The following is a 24,109-nucleotide window of genomic DNA, read 5'->3' as shown; positions in this document are numbered from 1 at the left end:
TTATCTGGTGAGCAGATCACGGAGTTCGTGCCAACTCACTGGCTTCAGGAGGTGGTGGTCAATGCCTGAATGTCTGCTCTGTTCCGGGTCTTCGATGCGGCCGGACATGGCGATGATGCGCCCTTTGAACGGGGAATCGTCGCTGGAGAGTCGGGCGGCGACCTCGTAGCCGTCGATATCAGGCAGCCCGAGATCGAGCAGTACCACGTCCGGCGATTCAGCGGCAGCCTGCTTGACGGCGCTGAGGCCATTCTCTGCTTCCATGACGGTGAACCCGGCTGCCCGCAACAGCATGGCTGTGGCTTCGCGTGCGTCTGCGCTGTCTTCCACCAGCAGCACCCTTGGCTTTTCCTCTGGCGCCTCGGCGCTGGCCGTTACCGCCGCCACATACTTATTTGATGGCTCAAGTTCGGGAGCATGGGCCAGCAACTCGGGGGCGGGACCCGCACCAGTATGAAAAGCCACCATGGCGACCAGATGCTGGGACTCGACTGGTTTACTCAGATAATCGGTGCACCCGGCTGCGATGCAGCGATCCTTGTCCGATTGCATGGCAGCTGCAGTCAGCGCCAGAATTGGTTTCTGATAGCCTAGCGTTCTCAGGCGGCTGACAGACTCGTAGCCGTCCATGATCGGCATTTGCATATCCATGATGATAATGTCGAAGTCGAGCCGCTCGAGGCTCGCCTGTTGTACGACCGACAACGCCTCCAGACCATCCGAGGCAGTGGAGACGCGGGCGCCGGCTTCTTCCAGCACGTGCTGTGCCAGAAAACGGATGTCGTGACGGTCATCGACGACGAGCACCCTGCAGCGCAGCTCCGCAATTTCAGCTGCCGGCTTGATCGTCTTCCTGCTTCGGTGTGGGGCCTTGAGGTCGGCCATGGCCGCACGTTCGATGGGCAGTCGGAACCTGAACGTGCTGCCCCGGCCGGGACGGCTCTCCCCCGTAATGACGCCACCGAGCAGATTGGCCAGACGCTGGCTGATCGGCAGGCCCAGCCCTGAGCCTTCATAGCTTCGGCTATGCGATGTGTCGGCCTGGCTGAATGGCTCGAACACGCTGTTCATGAAGTGCGGACTGAGGCCGATGCCCGTGTCGGAGACTTCAAAAATAAGCGCTGGGTGCTCACCCTGTTCAAGCACCACCCTGAGCGACACGTTGCCTGTTTCGGTAAACTTCACCGCATTGCCGATCAGGTTGATCAGAATCTGCCGTACACGTTTTTCATCGGTGGAAATGATGGCTGGGAGCAGTTTGGGGTATTTGACGTTGAGTGCTAGCCGCTTCTTGCTGGCGCTGACCGACATCAACTTGTGCACATCATCGATGAGCGCATCGATGGCCACGGGTTCATTTCGCACAGTCAGGCGTCCGGCCTCTATGCGCGAAAGGTCGAGGATGTCGTTGATAATATCGAGCAAATGCCGTCCATTGCGACGAATGGTTTCGACTGCAGATAAGTCATCCGGGTCGCTGAGATGACTGGCCAGAATGTCGGCAAAACCCAATATCGCTGTCATTGGCGTGCGAATTTCATGACTCATGTTGGCGAGAAACTCGCTCTTCGCGAGGTTGGCCCGCTCTGAGGCCTTGGTCGCGCCTTCGAGCTGTTCTTCAATCTGCGCCTGGGCGGTGATGTCATAGCTCGATCCGGCAATGGCTTCGACGCGCCCGTCGGCAGCGAACACGGGCACCCAGGTATACTCAAAGAGCCTGGTTCCAGAGGTCGCTGTTCTGAAGGTGGTTCTGTCGACGAGTGGCTTTCTGGTATCAATGACCTGCTTGACCTGCCGCATCAGCCGGTTGGCGAGCGTCGCCGGATAGTCCAGCTGTCGGAAGGTTTTGCCGACGGCGTGATCGAAAGTGGTGCCAAGCGCCTTGAGCAGTGCGAGATTGATGTAGCGGAAGGTGCCGTCAATATTCAGGACGTAGACGTGGTTGGTCAGGTTCGACAGCGCTGCATCGAAGAGCCGGGTACGGTAATCGTTTTGCGCGGCTTCATCGATCTTGAGGCGTTCACGACGGTCGCGGCTGATGGTCGCCAGATAGAGCGGTTCTCCCGTCACGGGAGCATCGATCCGAAAGGCAAACAGTTCGATCGGCACGTTTTCACCGCTGCCCAGGTGTTGAAAGGTCATGTCGCGGTTGTAGTAGCCATCGCACATCAGCGATGGAATCGCTTCGTTCTTGATGAGATCGTGCTCTCCGGATACGAAGATGTCGAAGAGCGTGAGTTCGGAGACGTCGAAATCCTGGGCAATACCGAGAAGTTCGCGACCACTGCGGTTGATGAGCACACCGCGGGCATTGAAGTCCGCAATACCGACGAAGTCAGTCGTTCGATCGATCACAGAAGCGAGCAGCATTCGTTCCTGCTCAACAGTCAGCCCTGCGGTCTGGCTCGGCGCTGTTTCAGGGTGCTCGACCAGGCGCAGCAGTATGTACTGCATCTCGCCAGTGGCATCGGGAATGATGCAGCTGAACGCATTCAAGAGACGGCCGGTTTCCCTGCTGGACAGACACAAGTCCTGCTCATGCGAGAATGCGGTATCGGCAGGCTTGGCGTGACCGAGCTGAAGATCTTCTACCGTATCGGCATCATCGAAGAAATCTGCCAGTCGTTTGCCGACAGGATTCTGGCCTGCAAACGCGTTGAGAACCTGAAGCTGATCGCTGCAGGCCAGAATTTCGAGCCCCTCTGGGCCAGGCTTCAATAGGCAGTGATGGCCTGGCATCGCCGTGAATACTGCTCGAAAATCAATCTCAGACATCGTATGAGGTCACCCCTGGGAACCTGAACGCACAAGTCGGCCTGTCAGGCCGTCAGCTCGACGCCAACCGGGCAGTGGTCGGAGCCATCAATTTCATTATAGATGAAGGCTTCGGATACGCGCGGCAAGAGGGATGGCGAGCTGAGGAAATAGTCAATCCTCCAGCCGACATTTCGTGCCCTTGCGCCAGCCCGGTAGCTCCACCAGGTGTATTTTACGGTGTCGGGATACAATTCGCGGAAGGTGTCCTTTAATCCGGCGCCCATGAGATTGACGAAGCCATCAATCTCCTCCTGCATATAGCCGGCGGCCTTGTTGTAGTTCGCCTGGGGCCGGGCAAGATCGATAGGCTGGTGTGCCACGTTAAGGTCGCCGCAGACCAGAATAGGCTTACGCGTTTCCAGTTGGCGGATGTAAGCCAGAAAATCGGCATCCCAGCTGGTCCGGTAGCCCAGCCGCTTGAGCTCGCTGCCTGAATTCGGGGTGTACACGGTAATGAGTATGAAGTCTTCATACTCAGCGGCGATGACCCGACCCTCGTTGTCGTGCTCTTCGATACCCATATCGTATTCGACTGCCAGCGGCTTGGTTCGAGTCAGTATTGCGGTACCGCTGTAACCCTTCTTTTCCGCTGAATTGGTATAGATGTGAAAGCCTTCAATAGTACTGAGTGCCTCCACGACCTGTTCATCCTGTGCCTTGGTCTCTTGCAGGCAGAGAATGTCGGGCGCCATATCGACGAGTTGCTGTTCGAAATTCTTCTTCATGACGGCACGAATGCCGTTTACGTTCCAGGAAATCAGGCGCATTGGAATAGTTGGGTCCTTGGATCAGGTATGAATATCATGACTGCGACATCACCGATTCGCCGCAAGCTGTCAGTGTCACCGGTACAGGGCATTGGGCCTAGGCTTGGCCTCTACGCCCTGTGTTTCCTGCAAGAGGAGGATTTGCCTTGGGTAAACCGCTGTTAGTGTCGATTGCTGGCCAAAATGGTCAAACAATGAGCAGTACCAGACAAATACAACAAAAACCGGAGAGCTTATGCTTACTTTACCACGCCTGGCGGTGTCTGCCGCACCCAGGTCTTGTCAAAAATCCGTTCTCGCCGGCGCACTCGCCTGCACCCTCTTGCTCCCTTCAATGGCGTCCGCCAATGTCATGGTGCATCTGTTCGAATGGCGCTGGGCTGATATTGCCCGTGAGTGCGAAACCTATCTCGGCCCGAAGGGTTTCACGGCCGTTCAGGTCAGTCCGCCGCAGGCGCATATCCCTGGCCCGCAATGGTGGACTCGTTATCAGCCGCTCAGTTACCGACTCGAAAGCCGCAGTGGCAACCGTAGTGAGTTCATCGACATGGTGCAACGTTGTCGGGCAGTCGACGTCGACATCGTAGTCGATATGGTGATCAACCACATGGCGGCAGGGCGACTGAATTTCCCCGACGTCCCCTACGGTCCTAACGATTTCCATGAGCGCAACTGCACCGGCATCAACTATCGAAATGCAGACGAGGTGTGGAACTGCGACCTGGTAGGGCTCAAGGACCTGCGTACCGAAAATGCTTACGTGAGAGGAAAGATCGTGGATTATTTCAACGATCTGACCAACATCGGGGTGAAGGGCTTCCGCATTGACGCCGCCAAGCACATTCCACCAGGAGACGTCGCAGCCATCGTGAACAGCCTGAATGGCGACCCCTACGTCTTCCTCGAAGTGATTCGGGCCCAGGGCGAAGCCATTCAGCCTGAAGACTATGTATCGATTGCCGATGTTACCGAATTCGCCATGGAGCGGGATCTGGCTTATAACTTTCGCAATGGCACCATCGCCAACCTGATCGACTTCAGCCGCTGGTCTGGCCGAGTCGACAGCAGTCAGGCCCTGAGCTTTGTGGCCAACCACGATGACCAGCGCCAGCATCCGGAATACACGCTCAGCTACAAGGATCCGCAGGGTATGTATTATCTCGCCAACACTTTCATGTTGGCCTATCCCTACGGCTACGCCCGACTGATGTCGAGCTATTATTTTAACGACGAAAATCAGGGGCCGCCGGTGTCGGGTGTGCACTCTGGTAATAGCTGCAGCGACGGTGACTGGGTGTGTGAACATCGCTGGGGCGGTACGGGCAACATGGTGAAGTTCCGTGAGGTGACTGCATCGAACTGGTTTACCAGTGATGTGACTACCGATGGTCCAAACCGGCTGGCCTTCGGGCGTGGTGGCCTGGGCTATGTTGCGCTCAACAACCGCACCGACGCGTGGAACACGGTCGTGCAAACCGGCATGCCTTCCGGCGAATACTGCGACGTCATGCATGGGGACTATGACAATGGCCTCTGCTCCGGCCCCACTATCGTAGTAGATGGCAGTGGCTATGCTGCCATCGCTGTGAACGGGCGGGATGCCATCGCCATTCATCAACAGTCATTGATTGGTGGTCCGAACACTGGGCCAGACCCCGATCCGGGCAATGGCCTGGCCGCCGTCGAGCTGAGCTGTGATGGCGGACAGACTGTATTCGGGCAGAGCGTGTATGCCGTAGGGAGTGTGAGCGAACTAGGTAGCTGGAGCCCGGCCGCAGCGGTCAAGCTGGAGCCGACGGCATATCCGCGGTGGACGGCCACCGTCGACCTGCCTGCGCAGACCTCGATCGAATGGAAATGTCTCAAGCGCAGTGAGACTGATCCCGCCCAACAGCTTCAATGGCAGGGTGGAGCAAATAACCGTGTCGATATCGGTGCGAATTCGGCGGCGGGTAGCTTCTGAGTTCACCTGGCCCGGGCTGGCCGTGTTCGCTCGCCCGGGCCAGGAAAACTTCAGCCGGCTGATTCGCCAGCGTTCAGTATGGCTCCGATCTCACGGCTTTCCGTACTGAAATGAAAACGCAATTTGCGATAGTAACGCGCTGTCACTGCCGGGTCTTCCGGCACCGCAAAGCGATGGACAGCCTTGATTGCCTCAAGCGCCGACCGATCGAAGTCGGCACTCCCGCTACTTCTGCTGATGTGTGCAGATTGCAGGCGGCCATTGAGCGATACCTGAAAGCTTATGGTACCGGTCATGGCCCGCTGCTGCCGGTTCTTTCGCTGCCAGGCTGACCAGTCGTCCCAAGCTGCGTATACCTGCTCCGTCATCCGCCGCAGATAAAGGTTGACCATGAAGCCCTCATCAGCGATGCGGGCATTGCGGCTACTACCCCCGACATTGCTGACGAGGCTGGCGTCAGCCAGGGTTCGGTCATCGAGTGGCACGAGTCGCCCGTTAAAGGCGTCAGGGAACGCAGCATCATTTTCATCTCGTAGGCTGACTTCCGGCTGCGACTGGGGTGGCTCAGGTGGACTCGGGGTATCTTTTGCGGCCTCAGCGAGGGCTTCTTCCGGCGATGAAGCCTTTGGCTGCTTCGGAGCTTGCCGTGACTGCTCGGCGTCCGGATATTGGGCAGTCGGCTTTTCGACCGGAATAGGACTGGTCTGCGCTGGCGCAGAGCGTTCACCGTCATCCCTCGGCGCGTGCGTAATTTGCGGCTCAGGGGACGGTGCTGGATGTTCTACCGGAGCGATTACTTCTGGCTCTGAGACCTTAGGCTCCGAAACCGCGTCGGCCTCAGGCGCTGGCGCATGAAGCTGTATTTCAACGCGCGAGACGGGCGTCGGAACAGGCCGATCAGGCTCATGTCGAATCTGAGTGCCTGCATACCAGAACAGGCCGACGTGAAGCAGAACACTGAGGGCCAGCGTTGCACTGGCCGCATGCCTACGCGATTTCAAACCTGCCGGACACTGCCGCTGACTCAGGCCTGATCGAGTTCGGCGACGAGGGCCTCAACCCGCTTCACCATGTTTGATGAACCGATGAAGTAGGGGGTGCGCTGGTGCAGGGAGGTCGGCTCGATGTCCATGATCCGGCCACGGCCGTCGGAGGCGATGCCGCCAGCCTGTTCCGCCAGGAATGCGAGTGGATTACATTCGTAGAGCAAACGCAGTTTGCCTTCAGGATTACTTGCCGTGGACGGGTACAGATAGATACCGCCCTTGAGCAGGTTGCGGTGAAAGTCAGATACGAGCGAGCCAATATAACGTGCCGTGTAGGGGCGGTTGGTGGCGTCGTCAGGCTCCTGACAGTACTTCAGGTATTGCTTCACTGACTGAGGGAACTTGTGGTAATTGCCTTCGTTGATGGAGTAGATCTGACCATCGGCCGGCGTCTTGATTTTCTGGTGCGAAAGGCAGAATACGCCAAGGGAAGGGTCGTAGGTAAAGCCATTGACGCCATTGCCAGTCGTGAACACAAGCATCGTGGATGAGCCATAGACGACATAGCCCGCAGCCACCTGCTTGTGACCCGGCTGCAGGAAGTCTTCCAGCTGAGCTGGTTGACCGCGCTCGGAAATCCGCTTGTAGATCGAGAAGATCGTACCGACCGAAACGTTGACATCAATATTCGACGAGCCATCGAGTGGATCCATCAACACGACATACTTGCCATCACGACTCAGGTCGCTTTCGAAGATGACGAAGTTGTCTTCCTCTTCCGAGGCTATGCCACAGACTTCGCCCCGGGCTTCCAGTGCGGCCTTGAATTTGTTGTTGGCGTAGACGTCCAGCTTCTGCTGCGCTTCACCCTGAATGTTGACGTCGCCAGCAGCGCCGGTGATGTCGACGAGACCAGCCTTGTTGATCTCGCGATGACAGACCTTGGCCGCCAGCCGGATGGCGCTGAGCAGTGAGGACAACTCACCAGTGGCATGCGGAAAGTCATGCTGATGTTCAACGATGAATTCGCCTAAAGTTTTCATATGAGTATCTGCACGCCTTTTGCTGTGAACGAATGTCTAAAAATGGCCAGCAGTATAGTGCATTTCGCCTCGGCTCAGGAAGACACAGCCTGAGAACAGCTGTCAGGCCCTCGGATTTCTGCTGCCGAGCGCTGCTTTTCTGGCCGCTCGACGGGCATCGCGCTCAAGTGCCTCGATGCGCAGACGTTCTGTACGCTGTTCGAAGCGCAGGCGTGCATACTCGGACTTCTGACGTGCCAGCCTGTTCAGGGTTTCGCTCGTCTTTGCTTCGCGGTATTCGGCAACGAGTGGCAGCTGGCTTGGGCACACGGCTTCGCAGGCACCACACTCGATACAGGCGGACAGATGATGCGATTGCAGCCAGTCGCTGTCTTTGGCAATGGCTGCAAAGTGCAGTTGTTGTGGCAGCAGCCCTACCGGGCAGACGGGCTCGCAGAAGCCGCAGCGAATGCACGGAGAAGTATCGACTGCCAGGCCTTTGCGCTGCCTGATGGCGTGTTCAACCGCCAGCCCGCTGTCCTGGCCGTCGGCAGCAATCAGGCAGTAGCTCGACTTCCCCAGCGGCAGCTGCGCGGTTGCCAGCGGGGTGCCCATCATGCCGCCACCGTGAACCAGTCCGGCGAGCCTGTCATGTTCGACACCAGCTGCTTCCAGCAACACGTCTGCCGCTAACCCTATGGGCACTTCGTAATTCCCAGGTCTCGAGACCGCCCGGCCAGCGACGGTCACGATACGCCGCGTCAGAGACTCCCCCCACAGAATAAAACGGCCCAGCGCTGCCAGGGTCGATACATTGATACAAGCTACCCCGGCCTGGCTGGCTCGCTGCCCAGCCGGTACTTCGATGCCGAATGCTCGCTTGATGACTTGCTGCTCTGCGCCTGCTGGATATTCCGCCGGGATCTCCAGCATCTTCAGCCGCGGCAGTTCGAGCTGGCCACCGAGCATCGAGCGTAGGGCCCCCTCAGCCATGCCGAGTTGCTGCTGCGCCGTCGAGAGGGTGCTCTTGATGGCCAGGCTGATCTCATTCAGTCCGAGGAGTGTGCAGGCCAGCCAGGCTCCAGCAATGACCTCACAGGGCGCGCTCTGCATGAGGGCATTGTCGGCATCGGCGAAGGGCTCACATTCTGCAGCGTTGATCACCACCCGATTGACAGAGGCCGTCAACTTGGCATGAAGTGGAAATCCGCCGCCACCCAGACCGGTAATGCCCGAGTCCTGGGCGATGGCGTCGAACGCCGCCTGGCGTCCAGCAGTCGTAGACAGCGCATTCATGCGTTCGGGCAGCGCCGTGCTCACTCTTTTGACTGCCGCCTGGCGTTGAGCTGAGGTGGAGGCTGCTATCGCTGTGACGAGATCGATCGTTCGACCGGATTCGATTGTTGGTCTGATAAACAGGCAGCTCAGCTGCACCAGCTCGCCACCAAGGAGAACGCCATGCTCACGAAAGGCAGTCACCTTCCCAGCGACAGGGCTGTGCAAGGTGGCGGCAGGAGACGGTCCGCCTGCGGGGTCGACAAGACCGCTAATACTGGTCTCAGCCAGCGCAATGACCTGCCCCTGGCTGACGACTTCGCCCGCCTGCACCTGGGGGCTCAGCCGTGCGCCAGGCCTTTGGGTCATCGGAAAGATCAGTTCATCGGTCGGCATCAGCTTGTGAGCACCGTTGGCTTGTCGTCCACCAGTATCATATCGATGCAGTCGACGGGACAGGGCTCCACGCATAACTCACAGCCGGTGCATTCGCTGGCGATCACGGTATGCATATATTTCGATGCCCCGATAATGGCATCGACCGGGCAGGCAATGATGCACTTGGTGCAGCCAATGCATTCATCCTCGCGAATGACCGCGAGCGACGGGGGCTTGTGGTCGCCACGTTCGGTATCCATCGGCAGCGGGTCACGGCCAAGCAGATCAGCGAGTACGATAATGGTGTCCTCACCGCCGGGTGGGCAGCGATTGATGGCCTCGCCATCGGCGATAGCGGCCGCATAGGGGCGACAGCCAGGATGTCCGCACTGGCCGCACTGGGTTTGCGGGAGGCAGGCGTTGATTTTTTCAACCAGCGCCTGCCCGGGATCATCTGCGGTCTCAGATTGACGGTTCAAATGACGCAGCACCAGGCCGCAACCGAGGCCGAGTGCACCGAGAGCAGCGCTTGCGGAGAGCATGATGAGCAGCATCGTCAATACCTGATCATGCCGGTAAAACCCATGAAGGCCAGCGACATGATGCCTGCGGTGATCAGGCCGATGGCGCTGCCCTGGAATGGTCCAGGCACGTCGGCAAGTTCCAGCCGGGTGCGAATGGCCGCGAACAGGATCAGTACCAGCGAAAAGCCGATGGCGGCGCCAAAGCCATACAACAGTGATTCGGCAAAACTGTGCGCGGCGTTGACGTTCAACAGTGCGACACCAAGCACCGCACAATTTGTCGTTATGAGCGGCAGATACAGGCCAAGCAGTTGATAGAGCAGAGGGCTGGATCGCCGGAGCAGCGCTTCGGTACCCTGAACAACGACAGCAATCGCAAAAATAAAGGCGATGGTTCGCAGAAAGGGAATGACCAGCGGTTGCAGCAGCCAGTGCTCGATGAGATAGCTGCACACAGATGCGAGCGTCAATACAAAAGTCGTTGCAATCGATAGCCCTATCGCGGTCTCGATACGGTTGCTGACCCCCATGAAGGGGCACAGCCCAAGGAACTGTACCAGTACGAAATTGTTGACCAGTACAGTGCCGAGCAGAATGAGCGCGAAGCTATCCATCAGCTCGCGTCAGCGAACCTGCATACCTGGCGCAGCCCCCGAATCGGGCGCCAGCAGGAAGATGCCGGTACTGTCACCAGCGGCCAACAGCATGCCTTCGGAGATACCGAACTTCATCTTGCGGGGGGCAAGATTGGCGACCAGCACGGCCAGACGACCCTTCAGATCATCTGGCTGATAAGCTGAACGAATACCCGCGAATACGAAGCGGTTGGGGCCGAAGTCGCCGAGCGACACTTCGATCTTCAGCAGCTTGTCAGCCCCCTCGACCAGTTCTGCCTGCTCGATTCTGGCGACCCGCAGGTCAGTCTGCATGAACGTATCGATAGAGATAGTGTTGCCGTCTCCAGCTGATGGGACCGCAGCCGCTGTCTGATCGCTCTGCGCGCCAGCTTTTTTGCCGTCTTTCGGCTTGGAGGCCTTCCCATCCGACGCTTTTCCGGCCGACGCCTCAGTACCTGAGTCGAGTGGTTTGACCAGGCCAGCCATGGCTGCAGGCTCGACACGCTGAATCAGCGGCTTGAAAGCTGCGACTTCATGATCGAGCAGAGGCTCCGGTTTGCCTGTCCAGGTCAGCGTGGTATTCAAAAATGCTTCAGCACGCTCGGCCATCAGCGGTAGCACCGGCTTCAGCCAGCCCATGAGCACCTTGAACATGTTGATGCCCTGGCTGCAGACGGCCAGCGTTTCCTGTTCCCGGTCGGCTTCCTTGGCCATCTGCCACGGTGCCTTTTCGGCAATGTACTGGTTGGCCCTGTCGGCGAGCGCCATGATTTCCCGAACAGCACGACCGTACTGGCGCGCATCGTAATAGCCTGCGATGGTCTCTGAGGCGCCGGCGAACTGCTCGAACAGTTCTGGATTTTCCAGCTCTGGCGAAAGCCTTCCACCGTATTTCTTGACGAAACCAGCACAGCGGCTCGCAATGTTCACCAGCTTGCCGACGAGATCGCTGTTCACGCGGGCCGTGAAGTCCTCGAGGTTGAGATCCATGTCGTCGACTTCAGCACCCAGTTTGGCCGCGAAATAATAACGTAGATATTCAGGGTCGAGATGCTCGAGATAGGTGCTCGCTTCGATGAAAGTTCCACGAGACTTCGACATCTTCATGCCGTCTACCGTCACGAAGCCATGGGCAAACACGCCGTTCGGCATACGATAACCTGCGCAGGACAGCATGGCTGGCCAGAACAGGGCGTGGAAGTTGATGATGTCCTTGCCAATGAAGTGATACACCTCGGTATCACTCCCCGGGCGCCAGTATTCATCGAAGTTAAGATCGCTGCGGCGATCACAGAGATGCTTGAAGCTCGCCATGTAGCCGATCGGGGCATCCAGCCAGACGTAGAAGTATTTCTCCTCCTCTTCTTCAGGAATCCTGAAGCCGAAGTAGGGCGCATCGCGGGAAATATCCCAGGCCTGCAGGCCGGCATCCAGCCATTCGGCGAGCTTGTTGGCTACCTGTGGCTGCAGCGTGCCGCTGCGGGTCCATTGTTTCAGAAAGTCACTGAAGGCCGGCAGGTCGAAGAAGAGGTGCTTGGAGCTCTTCTGCACAGGGGTCGTCCCGGAGAGTACCGACACCGGGTCGATCAGGTCGGTGGCAGCGTAGGTCGCGGAGCACTTCTCACAGTTGTCGCCATACTGGTCGGGCGTCTTGCAGCGCGGACAGGTCCCTTTGATGAAACGATCCGACAGGAACATGCCCTTTTCGGTGTCATAAGCCTGCACGACGTCGCGGGCAACGATGGCCCCGGCCTTCTTGCAGGCAAGGTAGACCGACTCACTCAGCACCCTGTTTTCTTCCGAATGCGTCGTATGATAATTATCGAAACCGATATTGAAGCCCTTGAAGGCGGCCTCGTGATCAGCCTGAACCTGCTGAATAAGCGTTTCCGAACTGACGCCCTGCTGTTTCGCCTTGAGCATGATGGCCGTGCCGTGGGCGTCGTCTGCACATACGTAGGTGCACTGGTGGCCACGTAAGCGCTGGAAACGAACCCAGATATCAGTCTGGATATACTCCAGCAGATGGCCGAGGTGAATGGGCCCGTTAGCGTAGGGTAAGGCGCTGGTCACGAGAATGCGGCGCTGGCCGGCTGTGCCCGCCGGTACTGAAGAGACTGCAGGATTTGGCATCGGTTCCGTTCTGAACTGGGAGAATGAAGGTAAAAGTCGGCGCTGTGCCGGGTGCACGTATGATAGCGCGTAATGGTATGCTGGAGCCAGCCGGGGCCAAGGCCCCTCAGGGTAGCGGGATGATGCGGAATATCGGTCCCGGACAGCGGATGGAGCGGTTGAAGATGAGTAGCAATGAAAGCGATCAGGCCGAAGCGATCAGTCAGCAGCAGACCGCCTGGCCGGTCGACGACAGGCGAACACAGCGTAATGAAGCGGTGCTGAGCGAATATGGCCCAGGCCTGGCGGAAGCCTTCTCGAATTATATCGATCCCTATATGGCCCTGCCGATGACAGCCTTTGCCAGACTCGAAGCTCAGGGCAAGGCGCTGGGCATCGATTTGCCCTATGCCTGCAGTGGCCATTATGAGGCCATGCGTACCTTGTTGACGGTCAGCCTGCCTGACAGCGAGGTCCCTGACCTGAATTTTTCCCAGACAATCGAGGCCTTGCCGGTTGCCGATCGCTCACCAAAGGGTGGTCCGCAGACAGGCCATGCGCCACTGATTCAGCCCAGGGGTGCCGATAGGGCGCCTGCAAGCGGAACTGGTCAGAGCGCCGCTCTGGCAGGCGTGCACAACATCATTGCCGTCGCGTCAGGCAAGGGCGGTGTGGGCAAGTCCACCAGCAGCGTCAATCTGGCGCTGGCGCTACAGGCCGAGGGTGCGCGAGTTGGCATTGTCGACGCTGATATCTATGGTCCCAGTATGGGCATGATGTGCGGCGTCGCCGACGGCGTTCGTCCCGACATCGTCGATTTTGACGGCACGCGCTTTTTCCAGCCCATTGAAGTATTCGCGGATGCGGGCACAGCGCCAATACAGCTGATGTCGATGGCTTTTCTCGTCAACGAGAAGACGCCAATGGTCTGGCGTGGGCCGATGGTCAGCGGAGCGTTGCTGCAGTTGATCACCCAGACGCATTGGCAGGCGCTGGACTACCTGATTGTGGATCTGCCGCCTGGCACTGGAGACATACAACTGACCTTGTCACAGAAGGTGCCATTGTCTGCAGCTGTTATTGTCACGACGCCTCAGGACATTGCCCTGCTGGACGCACGCAAGGCTGTGAGTATGTTCGAAAAAGTCGACGTGCCGGTGCTGGGCGTGATTGAAAACATGAGCGTGCATATCTGCAGTAACTGCGGCCACCGCGAGCACCTGTTCGGGAGCGAGGGCGGGGCACGCATGGCAGAAGAATATGGCCTGCCTTTGCTTGGCCAGATACCATTGCACCTGACCATTCGTGAACAGACAGACCAGGGGCGACCGACGGTCTACGCGGAGCCGGAATCCGAGGTCGGGCTGATCTACCGGGACATGGCGCGAAATGTGTCCGCCCGGCTTGCAATTCGATGCGCGCATGCCAAGAATGCCGCACCCGGGCTTATCGCCCAGAACTGATCAGGATCACAGTCACGCCGTGGATCATGTATACAAGAGGTTGAGACCCAACGATGAGCATTAAATCCGACAAGTGGATCACGACCATGGCACAGAGCCACGGCATGATCGAGCCCTTCGAGTCAGCGCAGGTGCGCTACAGTCCCGGTCCTGATGGCGCGCCTCGGCTCGATGACCCGTCTGCCCGCGTCATCTCCTATGGCGTCTCGAGCTATGGCTACGATGTTCGTTGCAGTACCGAGTTCAAGATCTTCACCAATGTCCACTCGGTTACCGTGGATCCGAAGGCCTTCGACGAAAAGAGTTTCGTGGACTTCACTGGCGACTACTGCATCATCCCGCCCAATTCTTTTGCCCTGGCACGCACCATCGAATACTTCAGGATTCCACGCGATGTGCTGACGATCTGTCTGGGCAAGTCGACCTATGCCCGCTGCGGCATCATCGTCAACGTCACGCCGCTCGAGCCGGAGTGGGAAGGCCATGTCACGCTGGAATTCTCGAACACGACCAATCTGCCTGCGAAAATCTATGCCAACGAAGGTGTCGCGCAGATGCTCTTCTTCCAGTCCGACGAAACCTGTAACGTCAGCTATCGTGATCGCGGCGGCAAGTATCAGGGGCAGCGTGGCGTCACGCTGCCGAAAACCTGATGCAGTCCGACCGTCACCTGCAGAAAATCAAGGGTTTGCGGGGGCTTCGTGCCAGCGCCTTCACTGCGGCTTTAGCGCAGCGCGCGCTGCCGCATAGTCAGCTGTTTGCCGAATTGCTTGGCGATCAGCGCAGCATTCGGGCCGTATCTGCGTTTACCGAAGGTCTCTGGCCAGCGCTTCAACAGGCTTTCGAAAAGACCCTCGGTGCCGAGCGGACAAGCGCTGCCAAGCCCAGTGGCAAGTCATCGGCAAAGGCGCGTCAGCCGGAAGCGGGTCCAGATGATATCAGGCTGTATCTCGAGCGGCTCGATCAGCAACTACAGGCCTGGTCAGCGCAGGATAGCTACGGCGCGGTGCTCGCGAGCAGTCAGCTCGAGCTCACCATGGAAGCCTGGATCAGTCTTGCGGAGGCGCAGCGATTTCATGACCTCACCGATGATCTGCCAGACTTCGTGGGGCCAGTCAGCTGTGCCCAGGACACCATCAACAGCGTGATCAATTATCTGCAGCTGCAGCTGGAAGGCGATGAGGATGCGCGTATAGAGCTGGAGACCGAAGCGGTCAGGTTTGAAGGCACGCCTGCTGAGTTGTTGGCCGATGATGAGGCGCTCGTGGCCTATCTCGATCAGCATGAGGTGCTGCAGGCGGAACTTGGCTTTCAGACTGAGGTAAGACTGCTGCTGGATGTGCCGACTGAAAAGCTGATAGGCCATCTCAAGCGCATTCAGACCCTCGCCCACAATGGCGGTGTCAGTAGCATCGGCGTGAGTCTCGAGAGCGAATAACCAGCGCGCTCACTGGCGCCCTGCGGCCCCATTCCCATTCCAGAGGACGCATTATGGCACGGGTTTTTTCAAGTTTCTCAAGACGCCTCGGCAGTGGCAGCGGTATCAATCGCCTGATGACCGATCTCGGCAGCGCCATGGCCTCAGGCGATCTCATCATGATGGGGGGCGGCAACCCGGGCATGATTCCGCAGATTACGGCTGCGGTACAGAAGCGTCTACTCGAAATCGCGTCCTCCGACGAGGCCAGTGTCCGCTTCGCCGGCATCTACGACGGTCCCCACGGTAGCATCAGCTTTCGTCGGGAAATGGCGGCCGTGCTGAAGCGCCGCTACGACTGGCCGCTCTCCGAACGAAACATTGCGCTCACCAACGGCAGCCAGTCTGCCTTCTTTGCCCTGTTCAATATGCTGGCAGGCGGCTTTGATGCGCTGAGCCCTGAATCCGAGAACGAGACAGCTGCCCGCAAGATCCTGCTGCCGATGACGCCGGAATATATCGGCTACGCCGACGTCGGTGTCGGTGATGACATGTTCGTTAGCGTACGACCGCTAATCGACCAGCACGCACCGCACCGCTTCAAATATCGTATCGATTTCGACAGCTTGCCGATCAACGACACCTGGTGTGACCCTGCCATTGGTGCCATTTGCCTCTCACGCCCAACCAATCCTTCGGGCAATGTGGTGACCGATGAGGAGCTGGCGCGCTTGGATGCACTGGCGAGACGTCACGATATCCCGCTAATCATCGATGGCGCCTACGGCCTGCCATTTCCCGGTCAGCTGTATACGCCAGTTGAGCCACACTGGAACGACAACACCATTCTTTGTCTGAGCCTCTCCAAGCTTGGGCTTCCGGCCCTGCGCACCGGCATCGTCATTGCCGATGAGGCTGTCATCGATGCCCTGGCGAGCGTAACGGCCGTGACCGGACTCGCGCCCGGCAGTGCTGGAGCAGCCATTGCAGAGCCATGGCTGGCCGATGACAGCTTGCTGGATTTCGGCGCCGAGATCATCGAGCCGTTCTATCGCAGCAAGCGCGATCTCGCGCTCGCCGCCTTCAAGCAGTCGTTTGAGGGGCTCAATTACATGATTCACGATCCAGAGGGCGCGATGTTCCTCTGGCTCTGGCTACCAGAGCTGAGCGTGAGCGCACACGAGCTTTATGAACGTCTGAAGATAAAGGGTGTGCTGGTCGTACCGGGTCACTATTTTTTCCCGGGACTGGCAGAGCCATGGACGCATGCCGAGCAGTGTCTGCGGCTGACCTATTCGCAGGATGACGAGGCTACGGCGCGCGGCATCGCCATCATTGCTGAGGAGGTTCGGTCTCTGAGGTCCTGACGGAGGCCTTACAGGTCGAGGCTGATTTTCTTGCCGTCGACCACCGCCTCTTCGAGCAGGATCTCGTACTCTTCGCCGTCAGGCTCTTTCTGTTCCATTTTTACGAGCACGTAGTTCAGGTTCTTGGCGAACCAGAGTTTGGTCATACGACCATCATCCTCATCACGCACCCGTTCAACGATCACAGACGGGACCTGACTGCCGTTGGCAGTGATCGTTTCCTCGCCAATGACGGCAAATTCCATTTTGCGTGAGCCCGAGCGATGGGCGACGTCGTAGCTCATTTCGGACAGCCCGCTGGCGAGATCCATTCTGAGCTGTAGCTGATAACCGAGCTTGTCGAGCAGATCCTTGGTCAGTGGCGCATCGAGTTTGTCGCCATCGCGATTGACATGCACCTTGTCCGCCTCATAGTCGAACTCGTAACTTCGCTCTCGACCAGCGACCCAGCCGCTGCGTTCATATTCATAGCGCAGTGGCACGACCTGATTGTTTTCCCAGCGTAGCTTGGTCCGTTCGGTGATATCGACTACCCAGCTTTCGACATTGAACCTGTAGTCCCACACACCGTCTTCGAGCCGCTCAAGCGAGCGTACTGCACTACCTTTGATAGGCACCCCTTTCTTGTAGGATGCACTGTATTTCGCTGTGATAGGCACGAGCTCCACTGCCGGCCTGGCAGCCTCTGTGGCCTGGGCCGCCTCTTCAGCCTGAATCGGGAGCGCGGTGAATTGCAGAGCCGCCAGCGTGAGCAGTGCGGATCCTAGCCGACATGACCATCGGCGCTCTCGGCCTGTCTGGGAAAAATCATCAATCCTGGGCATCATGACTGTCAACCTCGTTCCTGAATACATTGTCGATACGCAGTCCGCAGGGGGGCAATAGCTGTCCATCAAGCGTAAGGCGGTCTGGCATTGCGATGTCCCGATCATACCCGACGCGACCCTCGCTGAGCCACACCAGTACCTGGGGCAGGAGCTGATGCTCCTGTACATGAACCCGCTGGGCAAGACTGTCTGCGGTGTCACTCTGTAGCACGGGCACCGTGGCCTGGGCAATACAGGGGCCACCATCAAGGTCGCCGGTGACGAAGTGCACGCTGCAACCATGCAGGGCCGCACCACCGTTGCCAAGGTCGTCGAGTACCCGCTGATGCGTACGAAGGCCAGTATAGGCCGGCAAGAGGGAGGGGTGGACGTTGATGATGCGCCCTGCGAATCTGTCGACAAAGCCGGCGGAAAAAATACGCATGAATCCGGCCGCAACGATGATGTCGGGCTCGTGGCTCTCTATGCGCGCTGCCAGCGCAGCATCGAAGGCTTCGCGGTCAGCAAAGTCGCCATGAGCCAGCACCTCGGCTGGAACGCCCGCAGCCGCTGCACGTTGCAGACCATAGGCATCCGCCCGGTTGCTGATGACAGCGGCAAGGCGTGCTTTCAGCCGGCCAGTATCGATAGCATCGAGTATGGCTTGCAGATTGCTGCCATTGCCGGAGATCAATACGACAAGGCGAAAAGATGTGCTCATAAACCGATCAGTTCGACCGCCTCTTGCTGACTACCGGCGGGTCGGCCGACGATGGTACCTAGCTGCCAGGCCTGTTCGCCGCAGGCGTTGAAGTGGGCGATAGCCGCTTCAGCCTGAGCCGCCGGTATACACAGTACCAGTCCGATACCACAGTTAAATGCGGTATACATTTCCCGCCAGTCGACCTTGCCCTTGCGCTGAAGCCAATGGAAGACCGGTGGCAGTTCATAGGTATTGAGGTCGAGGCGGGCGCTCAAGCCATCGGGTAGCACACGGGGAATGTTCTCGACCAGCCCGCCGCCGGTGATGTGACTGATGGCATGCACTGGCACGGTCTGTAGCAGTTCCAGGACCTGACGCACGTAGATGCGTGTCGGTTCGAGTAAGGCGTCGCCCAGCGAGCGCGCTACGGCAGCGGTATTGTCGCCAGCGTCGATACCAGCCTCGTCAAGAAACTCTGCAAGTGGTCGATCAAGATCGGCCTGTTCTCGTTCAAGAATCTTCCTGATCAGCGAGTAACCATTGGAGTGTGGGCCCGAAGAGGCGAGGGCGATAATGGCATCGCCTTCCTGGACGAGCGAGCCGTCGATGATTCTGCTTTTCTCGACGATACCCACGCAGAAACCAGCAAGATCGTAATCATCGCCTTCGTACATGCCGGGCATTTCAGCAGTTTCACCACCGATCAGTGAGCACCCTGCCTGCACACAGCCTTCGCCAATGCCGTCTACAACAGCCTTTGCCATATCGACGCTGAGCTTGCCACAGGCGTAGTAGTCGAGGAAGAACAGCGGTTCGGCGCCCTGCACGATGAGGTCGTTGACGCACATGGCGACGAGATCGATGCCAATGGTGTCATGGCGGCCCATCTGCATCGCCAGACGCAGTTTGGTACCGACACCATCGGTGCCGGACACCAGAACAGGCTCACGGTAGCCTGTCGGCAACTCGAAAAGCGCGCCGAAGCCACCCAGTCCGGCGAGAACTTCCGGCCGTCGGGTGCGCGCTGCGGTCGACTTGATACGCTCGACCAGCGCATTGCCAGCCTGTATATCGACGCCCGCACTGGCATAGCTCAGCGAGTCCTGCCCGCCTGCCGATGACGTATCCTTGGGGTGCTTGCCGTGGTCCGAACTCATGCTGCTGTTTCCTGCGAGGCTAAATGCGCGCTACCTTACGCTTTTTCGGGCTTATTTTCATCAGCTATCGCCAGCCTTGGGCGATTCACGTAAACTCGGTGGTCTCGTCCAGCCTCAAATAAAGCATAAGAAGCAAAACGTAGTGTCTTCAAGCGTCAAATCCAGATCCCGTGCGACGCGCCGTTCGCCGCTCGACAAACTTAGCTGGCTGCCTAACGCGATTACTGTACTCCGTATCGTTCTGGTGGCGCCCATAGCCTGGCTGCTTTTGCAGCAGGATTACGGGTTTGCGCTGCTGCTATTCCTCGCCGCAGGCCTGTCCGATGGCATCGACGGCTTCCTGGCTCGCCGCTACGACTGGGGTTCGCGATTCGGCGCTATTGCGGACCCGCTGGCCGACAAGCTGCTCATGGTCGTCACATTTGCCATGCTGTCATTGAACGGTGTCGTTCACTGGTGGCTCACGATCATTGTCTATGGCCGCGATATCATCCTCGTCAGTGGCGCGCTGGCCTACCACTACATCGTTGGACAGTATGAAATCCAGCCGAGCTGGCTTGGCAAACTGACCACCTTCACACAGATCCTTTTTCTCTTGCTCGTTTTGGTTGTCGTGGCTGCTCATCAGCAGCTTGCGCCCAGCTTCGGCGTTCAGTATCCCGAGCTGCCCTTCAGTCATGACATTGCCAGGCTCTTCAGCGATTCCCAGCGCCTCGATGACATTGTCAGTGTCTCGCACTGGATCGCTGCCGCCGTCACAGTAGCCAGTGGTCTTCACTACGTGATGCTATGGGGTGGTCGTTTCATCTTTGAGCGCAGTCGCATGAAAGGCCAGGGGTGACCGCGCCAGTGGCGGCTCCCGACCTGTCTTCCCAGCTCACCTTGGGGCTGGCTCTTGGCACTCAGGCGAGCTTCGCCAATGCGGTCGACTCGAAAAAACCGGTTCAGGCGATGCTGGAACGTCAGTGGTCAGGGGCTGGCTCTGCCGTGTTTCTTCATGGTGAGCCTGCCAGTGGCAAGTCCTGGCTGCTTTACGCCAGCGTTGCTTCCTTGCCCGCCAGTGACGCTGCCTGTCTCGATCTGGCGGAGCTGAAACAGGCTGGCAATGCCAGGATGCTGGATGATCTCGACGGCTTCGGGCTACTGTGCCTGGACAACGTCGATCTCGTGGCCGGCCTGGAGGACTATGAGGAGCATCTGTTTCATCTCGTCAATCGCTATCGTGACGCCGAAAAGCATCTGGTGCTGGCCGCCAGGCAGTCTCCTCGCGCGCTGGATATCAGGCTCAGGGATCTGGCCTCGCGACTCAATGCCATGCAGGTTATCCGCCTGCCGAGACCAGACGATACCGAACTGCTCTGGCTCATGACTTTCAAGCTGAAGGAGCGGGGGCTCGAATTCGATGCCGCGCTGCCTCAGTATCTCTTGCTGCGTCTGCCCAGAGACATGCATAGTGTCGATGCTGCGCTCGAGCAGATCGATCGCGCAGCCTGGACCTATAAGCGATCATTGACCTTGCCCTTCGTACGCAAGGTGCTCGGCTGGTAAGACGCCGGCCTGATGAATTCAAAAAAACAACTAGATGATGACAGGGAGAAATGTCCAGATGATAAGGGTGATATTCAACCAGAAGGGTGGCGTCGGGAAATCCAGCATCAGCTGTAACCTAGCTGCCATCGCCGCTTCAAGGGGGCTGAAGACCTTGCTGGTGGATCTCGATCCGCAGGGTAATTCAACGCATTACCTGATGGGCCGCCCCGCGGCGGAACTCACGGAAACGGCGGCTGATTTCTTTGAGCAGGCCGTGGCGTTCAACATTTTCGCCAAGAAAACTGAAGACTTTGTTCATACTACTCGCTTCGACAAGTTGTTCGTGCTGCCATCCAGTCCAGAACTGGATTTTCTCGAGCGCAAGCTCGAAGCCAAACACAAGATCTACAAGCTGCGAGAGGCGCTCAGCACACTGGCCGAGACCTACGAGGTCATTTACGTCGATACAGCGCCTGCGCTCAACTTCTATACCCGTTCAGCGCTCATCGCCGCGCAATCAGTGCTGATTCCTTTCGACTGCGATGATTTCTCGCGCCAGGCCCTGTACACCATTCATGGCGAAATTGAAGAGCTCAAGGCTGATCATAATCCGGACCTCCAGGTTGAGGGCGTCATCGCTAACCAGGTACAGCCACGGGCATCACTACCGAGACGCATCATCGATGAGCTGAAGGCAGAGGGCTTTCCCGTGTTGGGCGTGGAACTGAACAGCTCGGTAAAGATGAAGGAGTCGCATCAGCAGAATCTGCCGCTGATCCACATGGCGCCGAAGCATCCGCTCACGCTACAGTTCGTAGCGCTCCATGACTTCCTGGAAACCAATCGTCTCAAGCACTGATCAGCTATCCAGCGGCAGGCCAATCTGACGCGCAAATCGCTCCGGATTGAGCCAGCTGGTAGTTCTGAGCTTGTGAAGCAAAGTCTCGATGGCCAGGGGCTCGTCAAAGAGGTGTCCCTGGGCATAGTGAATACCCAGGCGGCGCAGGAAGATAAGCTGGCTTTCGGTTTCGATGCCCTCGATCATCACCGTCTTGTCCATCTGCCGCGACACTGCGCAAAGCGTTTCCAATAGCGCACTCTGGTTGGCATCTTCGGGCACACCATCGAGCAGCTTGCGGTCGATCTTGATGGCGTCTATCGGCCAGCGATGGAGGACCGAGAACGAGGTCAGACCAGACCCGAAACTGTCGAGCGCTATGCACACGCCCAGCTGCCTGAGACGTTGCAATTGTTTCTCGGAGCGCTCGGCGTGATTCACCAGCGACTGTTCATTGATTTCTAGATAGATGCTCGACGGGTCGACGCCCGTCTGCTTGATAACGGTGACGATCTGTTCGGGCAGCTCAGGCGCCAGGAACTGGCGACTGGAGAGATTCACCGACAGCGTCTTCCTGCGACCTGTAGCAGCTTCGAGTTCCAGCATGGCGGCCACACTGTTGCGCAGGATCCATTCACTCATCTGTTGTAACAGCCCTGATCCTTCAGCAGCCTCGAGGAACATGTCCGGCGTGGCCAAGGTGCCGTCCGGCGTGCGCCAGCGCAGTAGCGACTCGATGCCGATGAGTTCGAAGGTGTTGAGTTCGAACTGCGGCTGAAACAGCAGTTCGAAGCGCTTCTCGGCAACGGCCTCCCGCAGCGACTGCTCCATTGTCAGCCTGGTCATGAGCCGCTGCTGCATGTGCTCATTGAAGAAACTGATGGTGTTGCGTCCTGATTCCTTGCTCTGATACAGCGCCATATCAGCATTTTTCAACAAGGTCTGGTAGCTGTTGCCGTCGTCGGGCGCAAGGGTCATGCCGATGCTGGTGGTCACGACGATCTCGCGGCCGGGCAGCGAAATAGGGCGGGTCACTGCCTCAAGCAGGGTTCGAGCGACACGCTCACAGCCTTTCCGGCTGCGAACGTTGGTCAGCAAGATCGCAAATTCGTCACCACCGAGACGCGCTACGGTGTCTTCCTGTCTCAGGTTTTCCTGCATCCGACTGAAGATTGTTTGCAGCAGCCGGTCGCCGACATCGTGACCAAGCGTATCATTGATCTGCTTGAAATGGTCGATGTCCAAGGCGAGTAGACAGAGGCTACCTGAGGTGCGCTGCATCTGCCTTATGGCCTGCGTACAGCGGTCTTCGAACAGGCGGCGGTTCGCAGCGCCAGTGAGAGCATCGTAATGCGCGAGATAATGCAGCTTGTCCTGGGTCTCGCGGATACTGGTGATGTCCTGGCCCACGATAATCACGCTATTTTCAAGTTCGCCACCGACACTGCTGATGCTCCAGTAGACGACTTTGACGGCGCCATCGCCGCCAAGCATTTCGTTTTCCAGGTGCTCCACATTGATACCGGTCTCGAGCACCTGGCGAACCTTCCACTGGGTCTGCTTCTGAAACGCCCGTGGTACGCAGCGCTCGATATAATGAGCGCCCATGACCTGATCTCTGGGAATGCCGAAAAGCTGTTCGGCGGCGGTATTCCATTCCTGAATCCGGAACTCGGCATCGATGGCGATAATGGGACTGCCAGCGGTTTGCACCAGGGTGCGATAGCGCTGATAGGACTTGCGGAAGGCGCGCTCCGCCTCTTCACGGACGAAAATCTCATCCTGCAGAACCTGGTTGCGCGTCGCCAGGGCCGAATCGTTTTCTGCGAGCTGAGCGTTCATTTTTGCCATGGAGGCCTGTTGCGCTCCCAGCAGACAGCAGGCGCTCGCCATCAGGTGAGCGGAGGCAGCCCCGATAGCATGCAGTAGCAGGCCGGTCGCGGCGACTCCGGAGGCCTGCCAGCCCGCCGTGTCCAGATAAGCCGACAGTGGCACGAGCAGCAGGAGTACCAGCCATACCATAGCGGTGACCAGCAGCAGTATCGGGCCCTTGATCGACCAGTGATTGCCTGGCGCATTCAGGAGCCGGAAGCAGGCAGTCATGCTGGCGGCCAGACAGCCGACGTGAGCCGCAGCCAGCAGAAAGAGGAGGGCCTTGCCATAATGAGGAGCGCCCTGGCTGATGGCCACGCCGAGCTCCCTGAATAGTGCAAACAGCGCTGCGATACCTGGTGGTGCGCTGATGATGATGAAAACAAGCAACAGAACGGCGAGTAGGCTACGCAGATAGACCGGAACTGACGACATAGGACTTACAGCTAGTGTTCTGATGGGGCTCTCGATATTAACCGATTCGATGCAGTGAAT

At 58.2% G+C, this 24,109-nt stretch carries 20 protein-coding genes; 8 read left to right on the top strand and 12 right to left on the bottom strand.

Features of this window, described 5'->3' with window-relative positions; genetic code table 11:
• Positions 1-2,775, bottom strand: a complete 2,775-nt coding sequence (locus ABD735_RS08505) for a response regulator (RefSeq protein WP_344805316.1) — start codon at positions 2,773-2,775, stop codon at positions 1-3.
• 44 nt (positions 2,776-2,819) lie between these two features.
• The gene (locus ABD735_RS08500; protein ID WP_344805314.1) at positions 2,820-3,584 is read right to left on the bottom strand and encodes an exodeoxyribonuclease III; all 765 of its coding nucleotides are present in this window, start codon (positions 3,582-3,584) and stop codon (positions 2,820-2,822) included.
• A gap of 235 nt (positions 3,585-3,819) precedes the next feature.
• Between ABD735_RS08500 and ABD735_RS08495 the strand changes: the two genes are divergently transcribed.
• Positions 3,820-5,547, top strand: a complete 1,728-nt coding sequence (locus tag ABD735_RS08495) for a carbohydrate-binding module family 20 domain-containing protein (RefSeq protein ID WP_344805312.1) — start codon at positions 3,820-3,822, stop codon at positions 5,545-5,547.
• Positions 5,548-5,597: 50 nt separating this feature from the next.
• On the opposite strand, the gene ABD735_RS08490 is transcribed toward ABD735_RS08495, so the two are convergent.
• The 6 genes from ABD735_RS08490 to metG form a co-directional block, all read right to left on the bottom strand.
• On the bottom strand, positions 5,598-6,548 hold the full coding sequence (locus ABD735_RS08490; protein ID WP_344805310.1) for an energy transducer TonB family protein: 951 nt from the start codon (positions 6,546-6,548) through the stop codon (positions 5,598-5,600).
• Between the two features lie 23 nt (positions 6,549-6,571).
• On the bottom strand, positions 6,572-7,576 hold the full coding sequence (gene fbp, locus ABD735_RS08485) for a class 1 fructose-bisphosphatase (RefSeq protein WP_344805309.1): 1,005 nt from the start codon (positions 7,574-7,576) through the stop codon (positions 6,572-6,574).
• Positions 7,577-7,678: 102 nt separating this feature from the next.
• Entirely contained in the window at positions 7,679-9,226 is a 1,548-nt protein-coding gene (locus ABD735_RS08480; protein WP_344805307.1) for an RnfABCDGE type electron transport complex subunit C, read from the bottom strand.
• Positions 9,226-9,762: an electron transport complex subunit RsxB gene (rsxB, locus tag ABD735_RS08475; RefSeq protein ID WP_425548586.1), complete on the bottom strand. Its 537-nt coding sequence runs from the start codon at positions 9,760-9,762 to the stop codon at positions 9,226-9,228. Before rsxB ends, ABD735_RS08480 begins: the two co-directional genes overlap by 1 nt.
• A 2-nt stretch (positions 9,763-9,764) precedes the next feature.
• Positions 9,765-10,346, bottom strand: coding sequence for an electron transport complex subunit RsxA (rsxA, locus tag ABD735_RS08470; RefSeq protein ID WP_344805305.1), 582 nt, complete (start codon positions 10,344-10,346; stop codon positions 9,765-9,767).
• 9 nt (positions 10,347-10,355) lie between these two features.
• Positions 10,356-12,482 (bottom strand): methionine--tRNA ligase, encoded by a 2,127-nt coding sequence (gene metG / locus ABD735_RS08465; RefSeq protein ID WP_344805303.1) that lies wholly within the window; start codon positions 12,480-12,482, stop codon positions 10,356-10,358.
• Between the two features lie 59 nt (positions 12,483-12,541).
• Here metG and apbC point away from each other — a divergent pair, with 59 nt between their 5' ends.
• The 4 genes from apbC to ABD735_RS08445 are packed head-to-tail and all read left to right on the top strand — an operon-like array spanning position 12,542 to position 16,708.
• A complete protein-coding gene (apbC, locus tag ABD735_RS08460; protein ID WP_344805301.1) occupies positions 12,542-13,924 on the top strand; it encodes an iron-sulfur cluster carrier protein ApbC in 1,383 nt (460 codons plus the stop codon).
• Between the two features lie 53 nt (positions 13,925-13,977).
• Positions 13,978-14,577 carry a dCTP deaminase gene (gene dcd, locus ABD735_RS08455; RefSeq protein WP_344805299.1) on the top strand — a complete coding sequence of 200 codons (600 nt, stop codon included), beginning with the start codon at positions 13,978-13,980 and terminating at the stop codon, positions 14,575-14,577.
• Entirely contained in the window at positions 14,577-15,362 is a 786-nt protein-coding gene (locus ABD735_RS08450; protein WP_344805297.1) for a DUF416 family protein, read from the top strand. Before dcd ends, ABD735_RS08450 begins: the two co-directional genes overlap by 1 nt.
• A gap of 53 nt (positions 15,363-15,415) precedes the next feature.
• Positions 15,416-16,708, top strand: a complete 1,293-nt coding sequence (locus ABD735_RS08445) for a valine--pyruvate transaminase (RefSeq protein ID WP_344805295.1) — start codon at positions 15,416-15,418, stop codon at positions 16,706-16,708.
• A gap of 8 nt (positions 16,709-16,716) precedes the next feature.
• Here the strand turns inward: ABD735_RS08445 and ABD735_RS08440 are convergent, their stop codons facing one another.
• Genes ABD735_RS08440 through purM form a run of 3 tightly spaced genes read right to left on the bottom strand, consistent with a single transcriptional unit; the run spans position 16,717 to position 19,374 of the window.
• Entirely contained in the window at positions 16,717-17,535 is an 819-nt protein-coding gene (locus ABD735_RS08440) for a DUF3108 domain-containing protein (protein ID WP_344805293.1), read from the bottom strand.
• Positions 17,519-18,235, bottom strand: coding sequence for a phosphoribosylglycinamide formyltransferase (purN, locus tag ABD735_RS08435; RefSeq protein ID WP_344805291.1), 717 nt, complete (start codon positions 18,233-18,235; stop codon positions 17,519-17,521). Before purN ends, ABD735_RS08440 begins: the two co-directional genes overlap by 17 nt.
• A complete protein-coding gene (gene purM / locus ABD735_RS08430) occupies positions 18,232-19,374 on the bottom strand; it encodes a phosphoribosylformylglycinamidine cyclo-ligase (RefSeq protein ID WP_344805289.1) in 1,143 nt (380 codons plus the stop codon). Before purM ends, purN begins: the two co-directional genes overlap by 4 nt.
• 142 nt (positions 19,375-19,516) lie before the next feature.
• Between purM and ABD735_RS08425 the strand changes: the two genes are divergently transcribed.
• The 3 genes from ABD735_RS08425 to ABD735_RS08415 are packed head-to-tail and all read left to right on the top strand — an operon-like array spanning position 19,517 to position 21,763.
• Positions 19,517-20,215, top strand: a complete 699-nt coding sequence (locus ABD735_RS08425; RefSeq protein ID WP_344805286.1) for a CDP-alcohol phosphatidyltransferase family protein — start codon at positions 19,517-19,519, stop codon at positions 20,213-20,215.
• Positions 20,216-20,223: 8 nt separating this feature from the next.
• A complete protein-coding gene (locus ABD735_RS08420) occupies positions 20,224-20,922 on the top strand; it encodes an HdaA/DnaA family protein (RefSeq protein ID WP_344805284.1) in 699 nt (232 codons plus the stop codon).
• A gap of 58 nt (positions 20,923-20,980) precedes the next feature.
• The gene (locus ABD735_RS08415; RefSeq protein ID WP_344805282.1) at positions 20,981-21,763 is read left to right on the top strand and encodes a ParA family protein; all 783 of its coding nucleotides are present in this window, start codon (positions 20,981-20,983) and stop codon (positions 21,761-21,763) included.
• Here ABD735_RS08415 and ABD735_RS08410 read toward each other — a convergent pair whose 3' ends face one another.
• Positions 21,764-24,049, bottom strand: coding sequence for a putative bifunctional diguanylate cyclase/phosphodiesterase (locus ABD735_RS08410; RefSeq protein WP_344805280.1), 2,286 nt, complete (start codon positions 24,047-24,049; stop codon positions 21,764-21,766).
• Positions 24,050-24,109: the final 60 nt, after the last annotated feature.

It is taken from the genome of Allohahella marinimesophila, from assembly GCF_039538005.1.
Classification (GTDB): domain Bacteria; phylum Pseudomonadota; class Gammaproteobacteria; order Pseudomonadales; family Oleiphilaceae; genus Allohahella; species Allohahella marinimesophila.
Note: the sequence above shows the minus strand (reverse complement) of the source record. Positions and strands in the feature narration are given on the sequence as shown.

Excerpts from the sequence above, each read along its gene's own strand:
- ABD735_RS08505 (WP_344805316.1), bottom strand. The coding sequence starts at position 2,775 with ATGTCTGAGATTGATTTTCGAGCAGTATTCACGGCGATGCCAGGCCAT.
- ABD735_RS08500 (WP_344805314.1), bottom strand. The coding sequence starts at position 3,584 with ATGCGCCTGATTTCCTGGAACGTAAACGGCATTCGTGCCGTCATGAAG.
- ABD735_RS08495 (WP_344805312.1), top strand. The coding sequence starts at position 3,820 with ATGCTTACTTTACCACGCCTGGCGGTGTCTGCCGCACCCAGGTCTTGT.
- fbp (WP_344805309.1), bottom strand. The coding sequence starts at position 7,576 with ATGAAAACTTTAGGCGAATTCATCGTTGAACATCAGCATGACTTTCCG.
- ABD735_RS08480 (WP_344805307.1), bottom strand. The coding sequence starts at position 9,226 with ATGCCGACCGATGAACTGATCTTTCCGATGACCCAAAGGCCTGGCGCA.
- rsxB (WP_425548586.1), bottom strand. The coding sequence starts at position 9,762 with ATGCTGCTCATCATGCTCTCCGCAAGCGCTGCTCTCGGTGCACTCGGC.
- rsxA (WP_344805305.1), bottom strand. The coding sequence starts at position 10,346 with ATGGATAGCTTCGCGCTCATTCTGCTCGGCACTGTACTGGTCAACAAT.
- metG (WP_344805303.1), bottom strand. The coding sequence starts at position 12,482 with ATGCCAAATCCTGCAGTCTCTTCAGTACCGGCGGGCACAGCCGGCCAG.
- apbC (WP_344805301.1), top strand. The coding sequence starts at position 12,542 with ATGATAGCGCGTAATGGTATGCTGGAGCCAGCCGGGGCCAAGGCCCCT.
- dcd (WP_344805299.1), top strand. The coding sequence starts at position 13,978 with ATGAGCATTAAATCCGACAAGTGGATCACGACCATGGCACAGAGCCAC.
- ABD735_RS08450 (WP_344805297.1), top strand. The coding sequence starts at position 14,577 with ATGCAGTCCGACCGTCACCTGCAGAAAATCAAGGGTTTGCGGGGGCTT.
- ABD735_RS08445 (WP_344805295.1), top strand. The coding sequence starts at position 15,416 with ATGGCACGGGTTTTTTCAAGTTTCTCAAGACGCCTCGGCAGTGGCAGC.
- ABD735_RS08440 (WP_344805293.1), bottom strand. The coding sequence starts at position 17,535 with ATGATGCCCAGGATTGATGATTTTTCCCAGACAGGCCGAGAGCGCCGA.
- purN (WP_344805291.1), bottom strand. The coding sequence starts at position 18,235 with ATGAGCACATCTTTTCGCCTTGTCGTATTGATCTCCGGCAATGGCAGC.
- purM (WP_344805289.1), bottom strand. The coding sequence starts at position 19,374 with ATGAGTTCGGACCACGGCAAGCACCCCAAGGATACGTCATCGGCAGGC.
- ABD735_RS08415 (WP_344805282.1), top strand. The coding sequence starts at position 20,981 with ATGATAAGGGTGATATTCAACCAGAAGGGTGGCGTCGGGAAATCCAGC.
- ABD735_RS08410 (WP_344805280.1), bottom strand. The coding sequence starts at position 24,049 with ATGTCGTCAGTTCCGGTCTATCTGCGTAGCCTACTCGCCGTTCTGTTG.